Source organism: Caballeronia sp. SEWSISQ10-4 2, from assembly GCF_030464885.1.
GTDB lineage: Bacteria > Pseudomonadota > Gammaproteobacteria > Burkholderiales > Burkholderiaceae > Caballeronia.
The window spans coordinates 1-18,200 of record NZ_JALPRJ010000120.1; the positions used below are offsets into that span (position 1 = coordinate 1).

Genomic DNA, 18,200 nt, shown 5'->3' on the forward strand with positions numbered 1-18,200 from the left:
TGGAGTTTTGACGGGTCAGCTCGTTGCCGCATTCGTAGATTGTCACGCCGTACGGTGACAGGGTACTGGCAATCGTTTGGCTGGCGCCGCGAGCCGTACTGTAGGCAACCTCTTCGTTAGGGTAGAGGTTGCCCGATGAGTCGGACAGGCCGACGTTCACCAGGACGAAGAGTGTCATCCCAGCGTTTTCGAACGCTTGGGCTAGCGCGGCTACTGCGTTGAGTTGCCTTGGATCATCCGTACATCCCACGCGGTACGTTGTGCAGCCCAGGGCCTTGAGCATGCTGATGATTTGCGCCGGCGTATAAGTGTAGTCGAAGTGGCCATTCATGCCGTAAAAGGAGCCCACCGCTCCCGGGATCGCGACCCGCGGATCGTTGCACTGCACCCACGTATCGTTTCCGGTCAGGACATAGAACTGACCTCCGGTGCCGCTGTGCCAGACTTTGCCGCCGTACCACAGCAGCAAGCTCACGTTGTAGGTGTTGCCAACGGTTTGACCGTTTCTAAAGATGACGCCGTTGCTCACGGTCCATATCGAACCCAGGCTGTCAGTGATGCTCGAGGCACCCGGGATGGCCGTGGCATCGGCCGAGGCAGTCACGGCGGCATGAGCCGAAACCGCACCCAGGAGTGGGCTACCAGCGAGGGCTGCCAGCCCGGTAAGGAATTGACGTCGTTTTAGCATGTCGGAGCTTGTTCCATCGTCGAAACTCGACGGTAAGGTTAATGAATGCGTTTCTCCCGGTCGGGCCAGTGAGTGTACCTAACCAGCTCAGGCTGAGGCACCTTTGTTCGGATAACGAAACAATAGGAACGAACGTTCAGGCGACTCGCACGCCGAAGGAGGAATCGAAAGTTGAATCGTCAAACAGCAATCTGACCGCGGCCTAAAGAGAATAGGCCTTTAGCGAAAAAGTACTTTGGACAACAATGCATCGGAGGTCGAGCTACCGGCATCCCACTTACATCGGTTCTCGCGAGATGAATAGTCAAGCAGTGGATCGAAATCTTGCAAAGAGGTATCTATTTCCGTCTCTGTCGATCACATTAAAAATCATACCTGAGAAAGCGACGTTTCACAAATAGACAGAGGATTTGCGCAGAGCTGTTAACTCCTCGAAGATTGTGCCAACGTAATTCTTTGAGTTGTCTATGGTGAATCGGGATGTTGCTTGGGCGATTATTTTCGGAACTGGTCGATCAACTCAGAGCGAGAGGCACGCGTTATCAGCAGGAGCCGTTGCTATGCGCATTATTGCTGGCCGTGTTGTCCGGCCCGACATCATTGAGAAAGACGGGGCTTTTCATCGAAGAGCGACTGGGACAGCTCAATGCCCTGTTTGGCACGTCATGGAAGAAAGCGCCCACATGGGGTTGGGATTCGTCGGTTTCTGCTGAAACTTGATGCGACGCAAGTCGAGGAAGTCGTTCGCTTGCATGCCGAAAAGCAGGTGTCGACGCAGCCGGGAATATAGTTCATTGCGCTCGATGGCAAAGCGCTGCGAGGAAGTGCGTCGCGTGTGATGGACCTGCGGGCACGGCAGTTGGTGTCAGCTTTTACGCAGGATGACCTGATTATCCTGGGGCATGTTGAAGTCGCAGACAATTCCAACGAAATTCCGGCCGTGCAGTCGATGATTGAGTCTCTGGGGATTTCAGGACGTGTGTTCACGCTTGATGCCATGCATTGCCAAAACAAACACTTGCGATAGCTCGTTCAGGCGGCGACGAGCCTGGTNNGTGCTGGTGCTGGTGCTGGTGCTGGTGCTGGTGCTGGTGCTGGTGCTGGTGCTGGTGCTGGTAAAGGAAAACAAGCCTGATCTGCTCGCGATGTGTCAGATGTTGGCTCAATACCCGAGCCCTTCCCAACAGCACGTCGATCACGACAAGGGGCACGGGCGCATAGAGACGCGCATGATCGATACTTTTATCCCGCCCAGTGCGTGGCTGCCGCAAGGCTGGCAACCGCTGGTTCAAGCCGTGGTGAAAGTCGTCCGCGTCATTGAGCAAAAACGCAAGGGAATGGCACAGTCCGGTGAAGAAACAGCATGGTGGGTGAGCACAGCTGTCCTATTCGCCGAGTAGCTTTCAAGGAGCCATTCTCGGCCATTGGTCCGTTGAAAACCAGAACCATCATGTCCGTGATGTCGTGATGTTCGAAGACGCCTGCCGCATTCGGGCGCAGCCAGGCATCCTTGCCCGACTGCGTCAATCGCGCTCAGCTGCATGCGCGCCAGCGATGAGCCATGTATTTTCACGGGCCGTCTACAGAAATACTCTCAACTTCGATCACGCGGTCTCTGTTGCGCACCAGAGAACTTAACAGCCCTGTGTCGAGGTGTCGGTACACCGCAGCCGACGCCGCACGAGCGGTACCTGCAGATATTTCAGACACAGGGACGGCCGGTCCGGCCGGCTTCAATCGGCTACGGTCGGCGCGCGGTGGTGGAGATTGCTATGAATAAGCAGCTACAAGGCGCTGATCGGCACCCGCCTGCGGGCGCGCGAGCTGCCTGCCCAACGAATCGAAACCACCATCGGCGTGGCGGTGCTCAACCGCATCCTCGACGCTGCACGCCCGAAATTCGTCCGTTATAAGGCGCAGCCAGCGTAGCGGATGGGAAAGGAAAAACTTCGTCCTCGCCCTCCTCCATGCAACAAGGCCGCCAAAAACTGGTCACATCGACCGCTTAATTGCTCTGCGCGAATCACCCAACCAGATGTGGTGAACACGTCTTTAGGTATTCCTCAAAATCAGTTGCGACTTCCGGATGTCGCAGCGCGAATTCCACCGTTGCTTTCAGATAACCGAGTTTGCTGCCGCAGTCAAAACGTGTGCCGTGATACTTGTACGCGAGCACTTGCTCGTCGGCGAGCAGCGACTGGATTGCGTCCGTCAGTTGTAGTTCACCGCCGGCTCCCGGCTTCAACGCGCGGATGTGATCGAACACTCGTGGCTTCAGCACGTAACGGCCCACTACGCCGAGATTCGACGGGGCAACTTCCGGTTCCGGTTTTTCCACAATGCCCGATAGTTTGAAAATATTGGGTTCCCATTCCTTGCCGTCGATCACGCCGTACGACTTGGAATTCTCCGCCGGTATCTCTTCCACACCGATCACCGAACTGTGATAGTGATCGAAGACTTCGATCATCTGCGTCATCACCGGCGGCGTGCCGTACAGCAAGTCATCCGCAAGAATCACGGCGAACGGGTTATCGCCGACCAACTTCTCTGCGCACAGCACCGCGTGGCCAAGGCCGAGCGCTTCGGCCTGACGTACATAGAAAAAATCGACGTTACTCGGCGTGATACTGCGCACGAGGTCGAGCAGCTCTTGCTTGCCTCGTGCCTCCAGCTCGGCTTCGAGCTCATACGACTTGTCGAAGTGATCCTCGATCGCGCGCTTGCTGCGCCCCGTCACGAAGATCATTTCCGTGATGCCGGCAGCCATGGCCTCCTCGACCGCGTACTGGATAAGCGGCTTGTCAACCACGGGCAGCATCTCCTTCGGGCTGGCTTTGGTCGCGGGGAGGAATCGAGTGCCTAGACCCGCAACCGGGAAAACTGCTTTCGTAACTTTGAACATTTGATGACCCTGATCCTCATTTCGTGTTTAAACGTCGAGCCTGAATTGCCAAGGGACAGATGAAGTGTGCGCGTGGAACCGCCCGGCAGCCGCCGAACGAATTCTATTCGTTGATGACGCAAGAAATCCTCAACATATCGAATCAATTTGCCTTAATCACCCTTTTCGCGACAGAACCACTTTGCCCTTGCGAGGGACCACGGCGATAGCGTCCATGTTATCCGGTCAACGCCAATAGGGTCATCTATATTGAATAGCATTCCTGAGCTCTCGCTAAAATAGCCGCTCCGAAACGGAGCTTGTATAGGATAGCCGTCGGATCCAAATAGTTTCGGTTGACCCGTTTCTGGTTCGCTTGAACCTGTAGTGAAAATGACAGCATCGCTTACAAAGAGGCAAATCGCGAGCGCCGCGACGACGCCGTCCATTTCACCGCGTGGACGGCGATTTACACAATTCATGGCCGTTTTTTCGTTCACTCAAACGCGTTCGTTTTAACGGGCTGCCGCAATCCTAGATGCAATTTTCAGAGCTACTTGGTTACGATCGCGCCGGTCAGACCAGCGTTAATAGCCGGCAACAACAGGTTCAACACGCGGTTGGCGCGGACGAGACCACTGTTGTCGACGTAGACCACATCCTTCGACTGCAGATCGAACTGATTCGCGAGCAACATCGAAACCGGCGATCGGGCGTCGAGGTGATAGATCACCGGCGCGTCCCCGGTTGCTTGGCGGAGCACGAAAAGCTGCTTCGCATCCGACGTTTCCTGGTTGATCTGGCCCGCCTGCGTGAGGGCTTCGCCCAGCGTGAGCGTGCCGTCACGCAACGGCGACACGGCCTGCGGCTTCACCACTTCGCCCATCACATAGACGCTGTTGTCGTCGCGGGCATCCACATGCAGCATGTCGCCCGGTTGCAGCATGATGTCGGCGGGGCTCTTGCCCATTTTCATCATCTGCGCGACGTTCACCGGATAGGCCGTGCCGTTGCGCGTGATCGTCACGCGGCTCTGGTCGGCGGTCGGCGCAAAGCCGCCCGCGCGGCTGACGGCTTCGGTCAGCGTCATCGGAATGTCATTGATGGTCTGCGCACCCGGTGCACGCACATCGCCGTCTACATACACTTGCGCGGCGCGGAACGAAGCCACGCGAACCGTCACCTGCGGCTTGACGAACACTTTGCTCAGCTCGGTGTAGATCTCGCGCTGCACCTCTTCCGCGCGCTTGCCCGCAGCACGGATCGGTTTGTCGATATACGGAAACTGGATGTTGCCCTCGCTGTTGACCACAAATCCAGGCGCCGCATCCGAGCTCTTCGTGTTCTGCGCCGGCTGGCCGACTGCCGCGGCAAGTTCGGGGTGATCCCATACCGTGATCTGCAGCACGTCGCCCGAACCGAGCTTGTAGCCGGCCGGCTTCGCAAACAAATTGAGCTGGCTCTGCACCTTAGTGTCGTTCTTCTGGTCCGCGCGGATCTCGCGGATCAGCGCCAGGTCGATTTGCTTGACCGGGATCTGCATGTCGCTCGTCACGTCGCCGTTATCGGCGGTCGTGGCCGGCAGGGCTGGCGGCGTAGTCATATGCTGACCCGGCGCCAGAGCGCAGGCCGAAAGCATGGCGGCGAGCGCCATGGCAAGCGCCATACGCGCTCCAAGCATGCCATGGCTGTTGTTGTTCGGCATCGCAGCACCGGATTGTTGTGTCACATTCATGATGGTAGTTGACCACTTCAGTAAGCGTTGGTGTGGCGTAAGCCTTTGAAGATCGTCGCGAAAATAATTTTCACATCAAGTCCGAACGACCAGTTCCCGAGGTAGTACAAATCGTGCGCTACGCGTCCCTCCATTTTTTCGATGCGGTCGGTTTCGCCCCGAAAGCCGTTCACCTGAGCCCACCCGGTGATGCCAGGCTTGATCCGGTAGCGATGGATGTATCCCGACACAACCTTCTGATAAAGGTCGTCGTGCTCGAGTGCGTGGGGACGCGGTCCCACCACCGACATCTCACCGCGCAGAACATTGATGAATTGCGGAAGCTCGTCAAGGCTCGTGCGGCGCAAGAAGCCCCCTACGCGAGTGATACGTGGATCGCCGCGCGTTGCCTGCTCGAGCACGCCGGCCTTCTGTGCATGCAGGCGCATTGTGCGGAACTTGAAGATGCTGAAGACGCGGCCATCGGCGCCCTTACGGTTTTGCTTGAAAAACACCGGACCGCTCGAACTGAGCTTTACCGCGATCGCGCAGGCAAGGAGGATTGGCGACACCGCGAGCAATGCACCGGCTGCGAAAAGCCGGTCGAAGATATCCTTTTGCATGACGGCCTTCGGCGGCAACGGCGAAGTCGCCAAATTGATGGTCGGCACGCCAAGCAGGTTCGTCACGCTGCCTTCGAAGAGCGCGAGCGTTCGCACGTCGGGCATGAAGCGGATGTTGATGAGGTCATTGCGAAATTCGTCAACGAGCTTGAGAAGCTTCGCTTCTTCAGTCATCGGCAGGGCAAGCCAGACTTCGTCGATCTTCTGCTTACGAACGCAACTGGCGAAGGCTTCGTGCTCCTCGAACACCGGTACGCGCGTGTTCATCGTCGCGCCCTCTTGGACGTTGTAGGCGGCCGTCGCTCGGAATCCCGCGGCCGGCGCCGTGTCGATCTTGCGAATGATCGCGTCGCAATGTTCGCCGCAACCAACAACCGCTACCTGCTGCAGGTTTAGCCCCGCGTTGCGCACCCTAGCCAACACGCGATACGTGGCTAGACGGCCCGCAATCATCGCGGCGCCGGTCATGCCGGTCCAGTAGACCAACCAGAGACGTGACACGAAGTCGATACGGTGCAGGGAGAACATCAGCGCCAGCGCACAGACCTGCACAATGAGCCAGCTGAGCGCGACCCGCCCGGTGAGCGCGGCCTTCGAGCGGCCGCGCCACGATTCATATACGCCGAACATCGGAAACAAAGCAAGCGCAAGCGCCGCCGCGAAGGCGACGAACGCCGGATAGAAGCTACGCTGCGAAATGTCATCGAAACGGATTTGCGACGCGACGATTGCACCCAATACGATCATCGCGACGTCGAACACTCTCGCCAGTAGGTCTGTTATGCCACGCATTCTATGTCCTCCGAACCACTAACCTTGTTGCTTTACGGTTGATTGACTGCACGGCCATACTTGTCATCGAACCGGACGATGTCGTCTTCGCCTAGATACGTGCCGGATTGCACTTCAATGATCTCGAGGGGCACACGGCCAGGATTCTCCAACCGGTGACGCACGCCAAGCGGAATGTAGGCCGATTCGTTTTCGCTCAGCAGAAACTCTTCTTCACCGCGCGTGACAAGCGCTGTCCCGCACACGACAGTCCAATGCTCCGCACGGTGGTGATGCATTTGTAGCGACAGGCGCGCACCCGGATTCACCACGATGCGTTTGACCTGAAAACGCTCGCCGTGATCAATGGAGTCGTAAAATCCCCAAGGGCGGCGAACCTTTCTGTGCGTATCTGCTTCGGGTGATTTCTGCTTCTTAATGCGCGACACGAGACCCTTGATGTCCTGCACGCACGAGCGGTCGGCCACCAGCACGGCGTCGTCGGTTTCCACCACGATCAGGTTCGTCGTGCCCACACACGCCACGAGCCTGCCGCCTTCCGAACGCGCGTATGTCGCGGTCGCCCCTTCGAACAAAACACGGCCGCTTGCCACATTGCCGGCCTCGTCCTTATCCATCGCATCCCAGACGGCATCCCACGAACCAAGATCGGACCAGCCCGCTTCGAGCGGAACGACCACGCCCTTGAATGGCGAACCGGGCTTGCCGAGATGCTCCATTACCGCATAGTCAATTGAATCGGACGGCGACTTGGCGAATTGCGCCGCATCTGGACGCGAGTATCCGTCGGCGTTCTTGCCCTGCTCCTGCGCCGAGACACATGCCAGGTACATCTCCGGTTGCAGTTGTTCGAGTACGGCAAGCCATACCGATGCACGCACCACGAAGATGCCGCTGTTCCACCAGTAGCTGCCAGCTGCAACGTATTGCGCGGCTAGTTCTGCAGCTGGCTTCTCGACGAAGCGCTCAATGCTGTGAGCGCCGTCTTGCAGTGAATCCCCCAGACGGATGTAGCCAAAACCGGTGTCGGGACGCGTCGGCGGAATGCCGAGTGCAGCAATCTCGCCAGCCTGCGCATGATGCGCCGCGATCTCGATGGCCGCATGCAGTGCAGCGATATCGGCAATAGCGTGATCGGCCGGCATGGCAACGAGGATCGCGTCCTGGCCGTCGGCGCAAGCGGTCAGTGCGGCGAGCGTCAGCGCCGGCGCGGTATCGCGGCGCGCGGGCTCAACCACGATGCGCGCCTTCACGCCGCTCTCGCGAGCCTGTTCGGCGGTGGCGAAGCGATGTTCTTCGCCGCACACGATCACCGGCTCTGCGACGACGTCCCACGCAGCCGGAAACCCCTTCATGCGTAGCACGGTAGCCTGTAACAGCGACTCCGTGCCGATCACGCCGATCAGTTGCTTCGGAAATTGTTCACGCGACACGGGCCAAAGACGCGTGCCCGAACCGCCCGCGAGAATCACCTGCACGAGGCGTCGGCAATCCGCCGCAATGCCTGCCGCAGCCATGGTCTGATCGGCCTCTTCGATACTCCGCTTTAGCTTGTCCATTTTCGATTCCTTTATTCGTGAACCCGTTCCCGGGTGATGCTGTCTGCGTTAACCGCTGATTTCGGCTCTGTGGAACCTCTTCACTCCGTCAACGCCATGACCGCCGTTAACGAGATGGTTTGATTTGCATAAGACGCGCGCGTGTCGGCGACTTCACATTCGGTATGCCGTGGGTCAATTCGCACACGCTTAAGGAAAATCTTGGCCAGACCATCCCCGCAGGAGAACGTCCGCTCGAGTTGTACTGAGATCAGCTCGCCGCGATGCCAAATTGTCACCCGAGGAAACCGTGCCCCTGACGGATGCCAGACAGCGGGATGAGCGTCGTCGCCAGCCCCGATTGCCGCGAGCTACGAATAACGCGTCTAATACGCGGTAGTGTCGCCCATTCATCTCGTCGGTCCACACTTGTACCGACGAAGAGCATGCCGCGTTCCTGCAATTGACGCATCGGAGGCGCATGTCGCACGCGCAGCAACTCTCCACCGCCAAGATCGACAGTTGTGCCCCAAATAAAGGCTCGCGCACGATGCCTCGCTGGCCGGGACAAAACTGTCGAAAAGGCGACTCGCGATGTGGTTGGCTTCACCTTGCGCGCTGCGCTCGCGTAAGAACTTGCTGTACTCACTGACTAGAAAATCCGTTCCCATTGCAGTGCATCATAGGCATCCTCTGACAAGTTAGGACGCTCTTGGCGCAAAGAGGTGACATTCTGGCCGACAATTCGGAGGTTTCAGTGCCGGTGCGTTCCAATACGCAAGCGGGATGTCCAACCGGACGCCGTCCGAGCAACTGTCAAATCTGGTGGGGTGGGCTTGGCGGGATGACTAGGCGGCAAGCAATTGCTGAACCGGAGTGCTTGGTACTGTCTGTCCCCGGATGGCCATCTTTGAAAGCGATACGCGGCAATAGAGGCGCAAATTTGTAGGTGCCGCGAATGCGAAGCCACGACTGTTCGATTCGTAGACCTAAAGGTGACAAACCCAGACGATTGAGCGCAGCCACGCTCCTTGCGTGGCGTCGCCGCGACTACCGAAGGCGCTAGGGACTCGAGGCGAGAGCAGATCAGATCTTCGCGGTCCATCGTTAGGTGACCATTGCTCGCTGCGTGCCATATGCCGGCACGCGTGATCTTTCTCGGACCGGCAGTTGAATACTTCCGGCAGATTCTTTTGCTCAAGTCGAAGCAAGGACGGCGCGCCCATATCCTTTTCTAGAGGAACCGTTAACGTTGTACCGCACGAGGTGGAATGTCGCCAATCGCACGTTCATGCAACTGACCGTCCGCGTCCTCATGGCGTTCGTCGCGCACACGCATCCTGCGTCTACGCAAAAGTGTCCATCAGTGACTAGAGCTGCGCTTGAGCCGACTTGGTCGACAGTCGCCTAAACTTATGTCTAATAAAATCTTGTGCCGGTTTTTCAAAAAACCGAAAAATGTAATACGACGCAACAAGTGTCACGAACATGAATCCGAGGAAAAACGTCAGGCTGTGAGCAGGAATTGCTTGGTTCGTGTTCGCGAATAATATCGCTATCGTCAGCTGAATTGGAAAATGTATCAGATAACTTGAGTAAGTCATATTACCGGCTGCCTCGATTACGCTCTGAATGGTCGGATGCACGGTAACGTTTCGCGCCGCGATGTAAAGCAGCGTCGGCACATATGTCATCAAGAACAAGAAAGCGAAGGACTTATAGTGGTAAATCCTGGTCACGTACGCCGTGACGGGCACGAGAAAGACGGCAGCCAAAGACAGAGCACTGAGCAGATTATGATATTTGGTTTTCTCGAAATATTGAAGCGCGATGGCCGAAAGGCCGCCGATATAAAAAAATCCCAGGCAGTCGACAATAGGCGAAGGACCGTGGACCACCCTGGACGCAGCGCATAACAGCAAGACAGCTATGTTCACCAGCCAGGATTTTCCAACATAACGCAATGCCAAAAAGAAAATCATGTAAATTACGACTTCAACAGAAATCGACCAGACCGGGCCGTTGAAACTGTCACCCCTCTGGAATCCCCAGTTGCTTGCGAAGAAAAGTTGAAGAATTAAATGCCGAAAATCATTGTTCTGATAAACAAAGTAGACGTTATTTCTAGAAAAATAGATTACCTGGAGCGCAGCAACGAGCAGCAGCGTTGCAAAGTGAAGAGGATAGAGGCGTGAGAATCGCAGCACAAAAAATTTTTTGTGATCTATAATTTTTTCCGAGATCGTCCTTCTATATTTCGAGAAAAATATGAAACCGCTGATGCACCAAAAAACCTGAACACCCATATGGCCATAGGTGTAGAAAAAACTGAAAGCCGAGTAAAGAGGCTGCTGCTCGCTCACAAAATCGGTCGGTTTATCGGCGACGTAAAAGAAATGTTGATAGTGCCAGAATAAAACCGACATCGCCGCAATGAAGCGTATTATTTCCAGCCCGAGGAGCTTGTTATTTTTTGGGGCTGAATCCTGCCTTAGGTATTGATGCATAGTATTTCCTTGGCCATTAGGCTTTGTTAGAAGCGGTTGCCAACTGTCGTTGGCCCGATGCGAAGACCCTTTGGGGGACGCCTCATCGGTGGCTCATATCCGTCAGCACCGGGCGAAAGCGCCGGCTACTTGGCGGCGGGTTTCTCGACGGTTTCTCCCCGGCCTACGACAGTCTCGAAGAACTGCGCGTAGCGCCGGCAACATGAGGCCCAGCCGAATTCATCAGTAGCCAGGCCGTTGCCCAACTTGCGGGCGATATCGGGCCACGACTGTTGGACAGAACGGACTATCTCCGGGAGTTCGTCAATGCTATTGAACAGCAGAACATTGTCGAATTTATTGGCCGCCCAGATCATGAACGGCGTCGAGCGCGAAATCACCAGCGGCACGCGTCCGATCGCCTCGAAGAACGCTCCGCTCACCAGCATGGAATCTGCCGCGTGCGGAAGAATGAGGACGTCACTGTTCGCGATGCCCTGCGCGAATTCGGCATCGGAGAGGAACTTGGCGTCGAGGCGCACGGCATCTCGTAGCGACCGCTGACTGATGATGCCATTGAGCGTCGCGATGTAGGACTCACTGCCAAGACCGGCGATATACAGGTTGCATTCGGCTGGCCAGACATCGAGCACGGCCGAGATCTGCTTGTACGGGCGAATCGCGCCGAGCAGCGAGAACAAAGGCGCCCCAGTGTCGTTCTTCGACGTGCTCGACGCCTGTCCCGGCACATCCCAGTAGAGCGGATGCGGCAGATATTCGGCGTCGTATCTAGCCTGGCAATCCGGCGCATGGACCACGCGAAAATCCGCGAGACCGCGCACAAACCTGATCAGCCGAATCGACAGGCGCCTGATGAAACCTGTCGTATCGTGGACCGCATGGTCGTGTTGAAAATAAACGACCTTCGCTCGCCCAATGGACATCAGTGAGCAGTAGAACGCGAAAATTAGACACCCTAGGATGGTCAGATGAGTGCGGCCGTTTTTTCGCTTAAAAGGTCGCAACTCGAGCCAATGAAACACAACGATATTGTTGGGATTGAACAGCTGAATGAACCCGCCTTGTAGAAGCCCTTTCATGGAGAGAGGCACAACGTCGTAACCAATCGCCCTGAACAAGTCTTTCTGGATCTCTATATAGCGATTCGTGTTGTTGGCGAACGGACACATCATAATCTGGGTGCGCCGTGCAGCTACGGATTTTCTTTCAATGCCGCCGGATGCGTCCTCGAAGGTCTGCGTCATTTCGTACGGGTCCGGTTGGATTTAACAGTTGCAATGACATTATCGCCAAGCAAACACCGAAGGTAAAATCGCAATCCTTTACGCTTTTAGCTTCTATATTGCGGTATATGCAATCTCGTAAGGAATGCATGGCATTCCAATTGCGGCGCCAACCTCACATGCTGCGCTGCATGCAACGTATTACTCTAGACGTATCGTTGACCAGGCATTAGCACGAGATGTCAGCACTATCGGCCAAACCATCGACCTTTAGGGCCGATCAGGCGGTTGCGCGACCTGCGTGATCAGTTTACGCGAAATTTTGCTACGGTGCAGCAAGGATTGTCGGGGCTGGTAGGTTTTGCTCAACAGGCCGTCGTTTTGCTCAACAGGCCGTCGCCTTCCTCGCGAAGTTGACTTGGGTCATTTGCCTCGCAATATCGTTTGTCAGGTATATATAACTGCGGACCATTTATTAACAATGTCATGCAAATTGATTTGCGGATTTACTATTCCTCATTGTTCGAGCCGCAATAATGCAGAGTGGAGTACTGTTGAGATGCAAGCTACGCCGCCACTTTGGCGGTGTGGCTTTGCATAATTCCGCGCTCCGCATCATCTGCGTTTTGCAGATAACCGCAAAACGCAGAGTACGAACGCGCTCAGATCCTCGAACGCTCGCGGCGAGGACAGCTGTACCGTGCAAGGCGAGATCAGCGTGTTAAGTGGCGCGCCCTACGGTTACCGCTACGAACGCAAGAGCGACGAGCAGGCAGGGGGTTACGCGGTGATCGACGCCGAGGCGCAGATGGCCCGCCAAATCTACGAGTTATACACGGTGACGGGGCTGAGCATCGGTGCCGTAACGCCCCGTTTGAACGAGTTGGGGGTTCCCACCAAAAAGGGCGCAGCACGCTGAGAGCGGTTCATGGTTTGGGCTATACTTCGCAATCCTGCCTATCGTGGTATGGCCTGCTTTGGAAAGACTCAGCAGGCTGTGCGAGAGCGTACCAACAACCGGACACTACGTCAGCGCGGTGGCCTACCCGCGCGCAACAGTGCGAGCCATGAACTGCCGCCCGACCAATGGATTCAGATTCCGGTTCCCGCGCTGGTCGATCCGGATACGTTCGCTCTGGCGCAGGAGCGTCTAGAAAGCAACGAGAAGCACGCGTCGCGTCGGACGATCGAACCCAGTATTCTCCAAGGCCTTGTGCACTGCCGCGAGTGCGGCTACGCCCTATACCGGAGCTCGACACGCAGTAGCGCACGTAAGATTTCCTACTACCGCGGCCTGGGCACTGACGCCTGGCGCTACGACGGCTACGACGGCTACGCCAAGTGTGAGGCTGGCGGAAACGCTAACGGCATTCCTGGAGCGTTTGTGTAGCCATGCCGAGACCCTCGAAGTTCAGGACCGTCAGCGCATCACGAGACTGCTCGTCAAGGAGGTTGTGGTGGCTGACGACAGCATCGCCATTCGCCATTCGATTCCCACCACCGCGCGATCAGACGGCGGAAGCGGAGGATCGTCCCGGCCCCTCGGATCCTCGCAAAGACCTCACGCCGATCAAAGTTATCTTTCGCGTCCATGGCGTGACGCCGCCGCCTTGCCAGCGTGACCGACTCGAACCACTTGCCATTCTTGCGCATGATCGTCAGATCGTTGGGCTTCGCGCCGTCTCCGAAACGATGCTGGCCGCGCGCATGGATCGACATCGCGTCCTTCCCGGCAAATTCAGCCGGAGACGCGAACAGCTGAAATGCCGACCGTCAATCCCTCACCCAATCATCCGGCATAACCAGTTGTCTTATTACTGTTGCCGGAGAGCCTGCTGCCAATGTCTTCGCTGGAATTTCTCCGACGACTATCGAACCCGCCGCAATCACGGAGTGATCACCTATTTTCGATCCAGCCAATATCATTGAATTTGCGCCTATCCAGACATTACTGCCAATCGAAATAGGTGCGCATTTGGTCGGATACTGGGGAGAAACCTGATGAAAATCGGTGTCGTATATGTACGTCATATCTCCTATCTTGCAATTGGCCCCTATTTTTATGGACGACTTTGCACAGAGATTGACTCCGTCGTTCACGAACGTGCCCTGCCCGATCTCCAATACCGCGTCCTTCAGCACCGTAATATACGGTCTCGTCCGAAACGAACGGAATGAACAATTTCCGGCAAGGAGAATTTTGCCTTCGTTTTTTATTCTTGGCCACATGCCGGAATATATGGGCGGGCTCTCGTAAGCCACATTTTGCAAGTTCAATGTTCGTTTTATGAAAAATGTCTTGAATCTCGACAACGCGTTTCTAAACAGTTGTTTCATTGGATGTCCATTTATCACTTGAGCTATAAATCGCAGGAGTCACTATAACAACTGGTTGCGGGTTTCCATCGGAATCTGGTGTGGCGCTGCCGAAGGAGAGCGCAAGACTGCGGGAGCGGGGAGGCGAAGCGATGATTTACGCCATCGCGAGCAGGTTTGGGCATGGAATGGACGAGCAGGATCCCGGCGCGGTGCGCCGAACACCAAGCACATGCATCGGCCGTGAGATCAGTTCGGGCAGTAGTGCCGGAGATCGATCATCGTATAGGCGAGGGTTTTGAATGCGTAGTGCAATTGACTAAGACGCTCGAAGCGAAGCGGCAACCGGCGGAAGACCCGAGAGCCCTCGCTACGCTTTTGACCTGACGACCAGATAAGCCAAGTGCGCGGGCGTCTTCCTTTCCGCACCGTTCATCGCCTGAGGTACCTTGAAGCGAACGGACAAGGTGCTCCCATTCCATGTCACCTGAGCATCTTGCGCGGCGGCCGCCACGCCCGTCAGCGCATCGATGAATGCGACGCTTGCCTGCCCCGAAGCCGGTGTGCTTCGGGTATTGATCTCTACTGTTCGCCACCCCGTTGAAGCACTCACTTGAACCACGATATCCGAACCCGAATACAGGGCGCTGCCCGATGCATCTTCACTGAACTTGAGTGAAGCCGCGAGCGGCGCGAGCGCTCCCGGCAGCGTTTTCCTGAGGACGACGAGCGACCTGCCGGAGACGTTGTAGGTCCGTGGCGGCCCCCTGTGTGTGAGTCTGAAAGGTTCATAGCCGTCCCAGTGATAGACCGTCGAAACGTACTTGTCAGGATCGTCCCAGTTCCGTTCGAGTGCCCACACTGCGAAATCGAAAAAATAGCGAGGCAGGTAAAAGGGGTCGATGATAAAGCGATCACCGATTTCCGTTTGCCAGATGCCGCGAGCCGGGCCATTTTTCACATACTTGTCGTAGATCGGGCTGAGATCGTCCACGTTCAGGTAGTGAAAATCGAGGTAATCGACGCAGTCGAGCATGCGTTCGTTCAGCGTCGGGCTACGGTATTCGAGCCATTGCGTGAACGTGTCGAGCCCTCCCTGATCGGGCCAGCCGCCGTACACCACGTAAGCCTTGTACTTCCTGATGATGCGCGCGGCAGGAATGTGAATGCGTTCGACATAATCCTGCATTGCCCGCTCGTAAGGCCGGTCGAGCTTGCCATCGTCATCGTCATCTGGACCGTGCCAGAACGTCGCCTGCTGCAGACCGCCGGACAACTTGCCCGCAGCTTCATTCCAGACCTGAAAATACTTGACGTTATAGGGCGGCGCGGAATACTTGCGTACCGCTGCCTCGACGTAACGTTCCCATGCGCGGACATCCTTGGGCGCCGACTTCGAATCTTTCGGCACCGTCGCGTTCCACCATGGCGTAAAGCCGAGCAGCAGGAGCGAATGGATACCGTTGCGGTTGTTGGCGAGAATAGCGGGCGGCAGATCGCTAATGTAGGTCGGCGAAGTCTTGTCGACGTCCATGATGCTCGATCCCGACTCGCCCTGGCCAGGACCGACAACGTCGCGTCCCCACGTAATGCCCATGTCCTTCCACATGGCGACATCGCCAGGCGCGCTTGCCCAACCGTTGGCACCGATCATCTGCGTAATCATGCGCGCGCCTGTCTTCGGGCGCGCCGCGACCGGCGCCGCGCCCTGCTCCGCCGCGCGAGCAGACTGCAATCCCGAACCTGCCAGCGCCGCAAGTACCCGCAGTACCTGTCGACGCCCACGCCGTACTCCAAATGCCATGCCGCCTCCACACATTGAAATTGCCCGCCGGTGAAGGGTGCGTTGCAAGAGTCTGGCGGTTGTTTTCTCCGCTTATCCGAATAGCGCGACGCGACCAGCAGGTGCAGCGTTTTCGTCCGCAGGGGCGAATTCGATCGTAGCGCCCCGCGGCGCAGCAATCAAATTCGACCTGCGTCGCGTCTTGAAATTATCTCAACCACGAAAATAAGTGAGTTCTTTCTGCGAGCGCTCGATTGTAGGTACATCCTTACTCGAATCGACGCTCAAATAGATCGGCGTTGGTAAATTCATCGAAACTAGTATTTTTTCATATACTCAACCAGCCGGACAACGTATTTTCGACCACGAAAGAAAAACCATGACTACGAATTAGGTCGTTTCCGTCGAAGGGCGTCGCGATGACTCGTCATTTTTGCCTGACTGCAATCTTCCGCGGATGCCCGAGTTACTTCGTTATGATTTAATCTGAACAATAAGGGTTTTCCAGATCGTCGATTCGGCAAAATATTGCTCCGCCGATACTGGAATAAAATACTTATGCTTTCAAAAGTGTCAGATCGGATCGATATTTTTTTCTTTATCAAAAGTATTTCTTCTTCCATTATATTAAAAATAAGTACTTTTTACCTATATGAGTAAAATATACTCATATAATTGGACAAATATTTCCTCATACAACACGTTGGAAGCAGACTTTTTCTAAATAACAATCCTTGTAACAAATTGTTGGTGCGCTACCGTACATATGCGTACTATTTACCCCGTGACGTCCGTCACAAGTAATTTATACGGCAACCTGCCGTTAAAAAATGATATCGGTCAGTCGTTTAGGAGACACGTAGCGAAGCAGGTGTAAGACGGCGACGAAGCGCTCATGTGCGAAACGCGGTTTGTTTCGATGCGCTGCAGCACAAGTCGCCGGACTTCTCGTTCGACCTGCGGGCAATCACTGACTGACGAACTCCAACACGAGTCCGGACTTAAGCACATATTTAGGATTACTGATTACAATTGAAGACGCTGCGTCTTCTCGCGGCCGCCTTTTGCAAGCGCCCATTGCTTAACTCAATTTTTTATCGAGATGCTCTCGACGATGGATAAACTCGCCATGTTAAAACGACGCGAATTCCTTGGTTGCCTGACGGCTCTCGGTGGCAGTTACCTTTTGACCGCATGCGGTGGCGGCAATGGAACGCCCACGAGCGGCGCCGTCGCCAACGCCAACAGTTCGGATCCGGCGGCGAAGGCCATGGCAGTTGCAAACGCCGCCGTGGCCGCAGCCTCGCCCAACAACACGACCATACCGCCCGCAACGTCCATCGTCGACACCGGCGGCGCGATCTGGACACTCGTGAACGGCGTCGTATACCAAAACGGCGCGACAGCCGGTGTCAACTACAACGTGGCGCTCGTCCTCTACTTCGGCAACAGCGTCTACCACAAGACCAGTAGCGGCGTGTTCTTTTGCTGGATGGGTTCTTTCTGGAGCCTCACGAGGGATCCGCGCCTGGGTGGAACCTCCCCGGACGGCACCGCCATCCCGTCTGCCACTTACATCATCGACAAATCCAATAACGTCTGGACCGTGGTCGGCGGTGTGATCTACAGAAACAACCAGACCGTGGGCAACACCTACAACGTGAGCTTGCTGCTGTGGTACGGCGGCAAGATATGGCACATCGGCACCAATGTGTTCTTTGTCCTGAGCGGCAACGATACGTGGGTAAGGTGCAGCGATCCGCGCATCCCCACCGCTGCGACGGTGGGCTCCTTCTATGGCGTGAACGGCCATTTCGACTACACCTATACGCCGGCGCAGATCGTCAGCATGCTCAAGGCCCTGGGCTGCACAACCTACCGCGTCGGGACCGGCGCTGACTCGAGGCAACTCAACGTGCTCATCGGCCTGGCCCAAGCATTCAAGGCGGCGGGCATGACGCTGTTCGTGCTGATCGATCAGTCCCTGACTGACTCGTCCGGCAACCTTTTCTCGAACGAGAGTGTTGCCTACAGCGCCGCTCGTGCGACCGGGGTCACCGTCGCCGGCGCGTTGGCGCCGTACGGCGTGACAATCTACGAATGCGGCAACGAGCTGACCCGTCAAAACTCCA

The 18,200-nt window shown here is 56.2% G+C and carries 14 protein-coding genes and 2 pseudogenes; 6 read left to right on the forward strand and 10 right to left on the reverse strand.

Going from position 1 to position 18,200, the window contains the following annotated elements:
• Positions 1 to 529: pseudogene (locus M0D69_RS40170) on the reverse strand (hypothetical protein); the annotation flags it as partial.
• 639 nt (positions 530 to 1,168) lie between these two features.
• On the opposite strand from M0D69_RS40170, the gene M0D69_RS40175 reads away from it, so the two are divergent.
• From M0D69_RS40175 to M0D69_RS40180, 3 genes are all read left to right on the forward strand, one after another.
• Positions 1,169 to 1,408, forward strand: coding sequence for a hypothetical protein (locus M0D69_RS40175; RefSeq protein WP_301787359.1), 240 nt, complete (start codon positions 1,169 to 1,171; stop codon positions 1,406 to 1,408).
• A gap of 73 nt (positions 1,409 to 1,481) precedes the next feature.
• The gene (locus tag M0D69_RS43965; protein WP_367619831.1) at positions 1,482 to 1,715 is read left to right on the forward strand and encodes an ISAs1 family transposase; all 234 of its coding nucleotides are present in this window, start codon (positions 1,482 to 1,484) and stop codon (positions 1,713 to 1,715) included.
• Positions 1,716 to 1,743: 28 nt separating this feature from the next.
• Positions 1,744 to 2,088: a hypothetical protein gene (locus M0D69_RS40180; protein ID WP_301787360.1), complete on the forward strand. Its 345-nt coding sequence runs from the start codon at positions 1,744 to 1,746 to the stop codon at positions 2,086 to 2,088.
• Positions 2,089 to 2,711: 623 nt separating this feature from the next.
• Here M0D69_RS40180 and galU read toward each other — a convergent pair.
• From galU to M0D69_RS40210, 6 genes are all read right to left on the reverse strand, one after another.
• On the reverse strand, positions 2,712 to 3,593 hold the full coding sequence (galU, locus tag M0D69_RS40185) for a UTP--glucose-1-phosphate uridylyltransferase GalU (RefSeq protein ID WP_301787361.1): 882 nt from the start codon (positions 3,591 to 3,593) through the stop codon (positions 2,712 to 2,714).
• 532 nt (positions 3,594 to 4,125) lie between these two features.
• A complete protein-coding gene (locus M0D69_RS40190) occupies positions 4,126 to 5,253 on the reverse strand; it encodes a polysaccharide biosynthesis/export family protein (RefSeq protein WP_301787371.1) in 1,128 nt (375 codons plus the stop codon).
• Between the two features lie 71 nt (positions 5,254 to 5,324).
• Positions 5,325 to 6,701, reverse strand: a complete 1,377-nt coding sequence (locus tag M0D69_RS40195) for an undecaprenyl-phosphate glucose phosphotransferase (RefSeq protein WP_301787362.1) — start codon at positions 6,699 to 6,701, stop codon at positions 5,325 to 5,327.
• A 32-nt stretch (positions 6,702 to 6,733) separates the two neighbouring features.
• Complete coding sequence (locus M0D69_RS40200) at positions 6,734 to 8,260, reverse strand: mannose-1-phosphate guanylyltransferase/mannose-6-phosphate isomerase (RefSeq protein WP_301787363.1); 1,527 nt, start codon at positions 8,258 to 8,260, stop codon at positions 6,734 to 6,736.
• A 1,349-nt stretch (positions 8,261 to 9,609) separates the two neighbouring features.
• Complete coding sequence (locus M0D69_RS40205; protein ID WP_301787364.1) at positions 9,610 to 10,746, reverse strand: acyltransferase; 1,137 nt, start codon at positions 10,744 to 10,746, stop codon at positions 9,610 to 9,612.
• Between the two features lie 125 nt (positions 10,747 to 10,871).
• On the reverse strand, positions 10,872 to 11,669 hold the full coding sequence (locus M0D69_RS40210; RefSeq protein ID WP_301787365.1) for a hypothetical protein: 798 nt from the start codon (positions 11,667 to 11,669) through the stop codon (positions 10,872 to 10,874).
• Between the two features lie 1,000 nt (positions 11,670 to 12,669).
• Between M0D69_RS40210 and M0D69_RS40215 the strand changes: the two genes are divergently transcribed.
• Entirely contained in the window at positions 12,670 to 12,888 is a 219-nt protein-coding gene (locus tag M0D69_RS40215) for a recombinase family protein (RefSeq protein ID WP_301787366.1), read from the forward strand.
• 9 nt (positions 12,889 to 12,897) lie between these two features.
• Positions 12,898 to 13,359, forward strand: a complete 462-nt coding sequence (locus M0D69_RS40220; RefSeq protein ID WP_301787367.1) for a recombinase family protein — start codon at positions 12,898 to 12,900, stop codon at positions 13,357 to 13,359.
• Between the two features lie 53 nt (positions 13,360 to 13,412).
• On the opposite strand, the gene M0D69_RS40225 is transcribed toward M0D69_RS40220, so the two are convergent.
• The 3 genes from M0D69_RS40225 to M0D69_RS40235 all read right to left on the reverse strand — a co-directional run bounded on the left by M0D69_RS40225 (position 13,413) and on the right by M0D69_RS40235 (position 16,089).
• Positions 13,413 to 13,688: a hypothetical protein gene (locus tag M0D69_RS40225; protein WP_301787368.1), complete on the reverse strand. Its 276-nt coding sequence runs from the start codon at positions 13,686 to 13,688 to the stop codon at positions 13,413 to 13,415.
• Positions 13,689 to 13,742: 54 nt separating this feature from the next.
• A complete protein-coding gene (locus tag M0D69_RS40230; protein WP_301787369.1) occupies positions 13,743 to 14,306 on the reverse strand; it encodes an acyltransferase in 564 nt (187 codons plus the stop codon).
• Positions 14,307 to 14,655: 349 nt separating this feature from the next.
• A complete protein-coding gene (locus tag M0D69_RS40235) occupies positions 14,656 to 16,089 on the reverse strand; it encodes a hypothetical protein (protein WP_301787370.1) in 1,434 nt (477 codons plus the stop codon).
• 1,093 nt (positions 16,090 to 17,182) lie between these two features.
• Here M0D69_RS40235 and M0D69_RS40240 point away from each other — a divergent pair.
• Positions 17,183 to 18,200, forward strand: a pseudogene (locus tag M0D69_RS40240) (hypothetical protein); the annotation flags it as partial.

Coding starts and splice junctions, on each gene's coding strand:
- M0D69_RS40175 (WP_301787359.1), top strand. CDS start 1,169: ATGTTGCTTGGGCGATTATTTTCGGAACTGGTCGATCAACTCAGAGCG.
- galU (WP_301787361.1), bottom strand. CDS start 3,593: ATGTTCAAAGTTACGAAAGCAGTTTTCCCGGTTGCGGGTCTAGGCACT.
- M0D69_RS40190 (WP_301787371.1), bottom strand. CDS start 5,253: ATGCTTGGAGCGCGTATGGCGCTTGCCATGGCGCTCGCCGCCATGCTT.
- M0D69_RS40195 (WP_301787362.1), bottom strand. CDS start 6,701: ATGCGTGGCATAACAGACCTACTGGCGAGAGTGTTCGACGTCGCGATG.
- M0D69_RS40200 (WP_301787363.1), bottom strand. CDS start 8,260: ATGGACAAGCTAAAGCGGAGTATCGAAGAGGCCGATCAGACCATGGCT.
- M0D69_RS40205 (WP_301787364.1), bottom strand. CDS start 10,746: ATGCATCAATACCTAAGGCAGGATTCAGCCCCAAAAAATAACAAGCTC.
- M0D69_RS40210 (WP_301787365.1), bottom strand. CDS start 11,669: ATGTCCATTGGGCGAGCGAAGGTCGTTTATTTTCAACACGACCATGCG.
- M0D69_RS40220 (WP_301787367.1), top strand. CDS start 12,898: ATGGTTTGGGCTATACTTCGCAATCCTGCCTATCGTGGTATGGCCTGC.
- M0D69_RS40225 (WP_301787368.1), bottom strand. CDS start 13,688: ATGTCGATCCATGCGCGCGGCCAGCATCGTTTCGGAGACGGCGCGAAG.
- M0D69_RS40230 (WP_301787369.1), bottom strand. CDS start 14,306: ATGAAACAACTGTTTAGAAACGCGTTGTCGAGATTCAAGACATTTTTC.
- M0D69_RS40235 (WP_301787370.1), bottom strand. CDS start 16,089: ATGGCATTTGGAGTACGGCGTGGGCGTCGACAGGTACTGCGGGTACTT.